General features: G+C 52.4%; 1 rRNA gene. It reads right to left on the bottom strand.

Annotated features, from left to right (window positions below):
- Window positions 1-37 precede the first annotated feature (37 nt).
- Window positions 38-2,762, bottom strand: a 23S ribosomal RNA gene (locus tag FLQ44_RS22725); the annotation flags it as partial.

The raw sequence follows: 2,762 nt of genomic DNA, 5'->3' as shown, positions 1-2,762 counted from the left end.
ACCAGCGCTTCATCATCAACAAAGCAACTCAAATGATAGGATCAAGCCTCACGAGCAATTAGTATCGGTTAGCTTAACGCCTCACAGCGCTTCCACACCCGACCTATCAACGTCCTGGTCTCGAACGACTCTTCAGGGAGGTCAAGCCTCCAGGGAAGTCTCATCTTCAGGCAAGTTTCCCGCTTAGATGCTTTCAGCGGTTATCTCTTCCGAACTTAGCTACCCGGCGATGCGACTGGCGTCACAACCGGTACACCAGAGGTTCGTCCACTCCGGTCCTCTCGTACTAGGAGCAGCCCCCGTCAAACTTCCAACGCCCACTGCAGATAGGGACCAAACTGTCTCACGACGTTTTGAACCCAGCTCACGTACCACTTTAAATGGCGAACAGCCATACCCTTGGGACCGGCTACAGCCCCAGGATGTGATGAGCCGACATCGAGGTGCCAAACTCCGCCGTCGATGTGAACTCTTGGGCGGAATCAGCCTGTTATCCCCGGAGTACCTTTTATCCGTTGAGCGATGGCCCTTCCATTCAGAACCACCGGATCACTATGTCCTGCTTTCGCACCTGCTCGACTTGTCGGTCTCGCAGTTAAGCTACCTTTTGCCATTGCACTATCAGCACGATTTCCGACCGTACCTAGGTAACCTTCGAACTCCTCCGTTACACTTTGGGAGGAGACCGCCCCAGTCAAACTGCCTACCATGCACTGTCCCCGATCCGGATCACGGACCAAGGTTAGAACCTCAAACACACCAGGGTGGTATTTCAAGGACGGCTCCACTGAAACTAGCGTTCCAGCTTCATAGCCTCCCACCTATCCTACACAAGTCTGTTCAAAGTCCAATGCAAAGCTACAGTAAAGGTTCACGGGGTCTTTCCGTCTAGCAGCGGGTAGATTGCATCTTCACAAACATTTCAACTTCGCTGAGTCTCAGGAGGAGACAGTGTGGCCATCGTTACGCCATTCGTGCGGGTCGGAACTTACCCGACAAGGAATTTCGCTACCTTAGGACCGTTATAGTTACGGCCGCCGTTTACTGGGACTTCAATCAAGAGCTTGCACCCCATCATTTAATCTTCCAGCACCGGGCAGGCGTCACTCCGTATACGTCCACTTTCGTGTTGGCACAGAGCTGTGTTTTTGTTAAACAGTCGCAGCCACCTATTCTCTGCGACCTCTACTAGCTTCGGACGCGAAGTCCTACACCAACAGAGGCACACCTTCTCCCGAAGTTACGGTGTCAATTTGCCGAGTTCCTTCTCCTGAGTTCTCTCAAGCGCCTTAGAATTCTCATCCTGCCCACCTGTGTCGGTTTGCGGTACGGTTCTTATGCAGCTGAAGCTTAGTGGCTTTTCCTGGAAGCGTGGTATCAGTTACTTCAGGTCCGTAGACCCTCGTCATCACCTCTCGGCCTTAAGGTGCAGCGGATTTGCCTACCGCACCAGCCTACCGGCTTAAACGACCTATTCCAACAGGCCGCTAACCTAACCTTCTCCGTCCCCACATCGCACTGCATAAAAGTACGGGAATATTAACCCGTTTCCCATCGACTACGCTTTTCAGCCTCGCCTTAGGGGCCGACTCACCCTACGCCGATGAACGTTGCGTAGGAAACCTTGGGCTTTCGGCGAGCGGGCTTTTCACCCGCTTTATCGCTACTCATGTCAGCATTCGCACTTCTGATATCTCCAGCAGGGTTTACACCACCACCTTCACAGACCTACAGAACGCTCCCCTACCACGGACACATTAATGTGCCCATCCGCAGCTTCGGTTATCAGTTTGAGCCCCGTTACATCTTCCGCGCAGGACGACTCGACCAGTGAGCTATTACGCTTTCTTTAAATGATGGCTGCTTCTAAGCCAACATCCTGGCTGTCTAGGCCTTCCCACCTCGTTTACCACTTAACTGATCATTTGGGACCTTAGCTGGCGGTCTGGGTTGTTTCCCTCTTGACGATGGACGTTAGCACCCACCGTCTGTCTCCCATGCTTGCACTTTCCGGTATTCAGAGTTTGCCATGGTTTGGTAAATCGCAATGACCCCCTAGCCATAACAGTGCTTTACCCCCGGAAGTGATACATGAGGCACTACCTAAATAGTTTTCGGGGAGAACCAGCTATCTCCGAGTTTGTTTAGCCTTTCACCCCTATCCACAGCTCATCCCCTAGTTTTGCAACACTAGTGGGTTCGGACCTCCAGTGCGTGTTACCGCACCTTCATCCTGGCCATGGATAGATCACTCGGTTTCGGGTCTACACCCAGCGACTAAGACGCCCTATTCGGACTCGGTTTCCCTACGCCTCCCCTATGCGGTTAAGCTTGCCACTGAATGTAAGTCGCTGACCCATTATACAAAAGGTACGCAGTCACCCGTTTCCAGGCTCCCACTGTTTGTATGCATCCGGTTTCAGGTTCTATTTCACTCCCCTCCCGGGGTTCTTTTCGCCTTTCCCTCACGGTACTGGTTCACTATCGGTCGATCACGAGTATTTAGCCTTGGAGGATGGTCCCCCCATATTCAGACAGGATTTCGCGTGTCCCGCCCTACTTGTCGTATGCTTAGTTCTTGGAATGGGTTTTCGTGTACGGGGCTATCACCCACTATGGCCGCACTTTCCAGAGCGTTCCACTAACTCAATCCATAACACATACAGGCTCTTCCGCGTTCGCTCGCCACTACTTACGGAATCTCGGTTGATTTCTTTTCCTCGGGGTACTTAGATGTTTCAGTTCTCCCGGTTCGCCTCCAT

This window comes from Vogesella mureinivorans, assembly GCF_007644035.1.
Lineage (GTDB): Bacteria > Pseudomonadota > Gammaproteobacteria > Burkholderiales > Chromobacteriaceae > Vogesella > Vogesella mureinivorans.
This window is presented reverse-complemented; position numbering and strand designations above follow the sequence as displayed.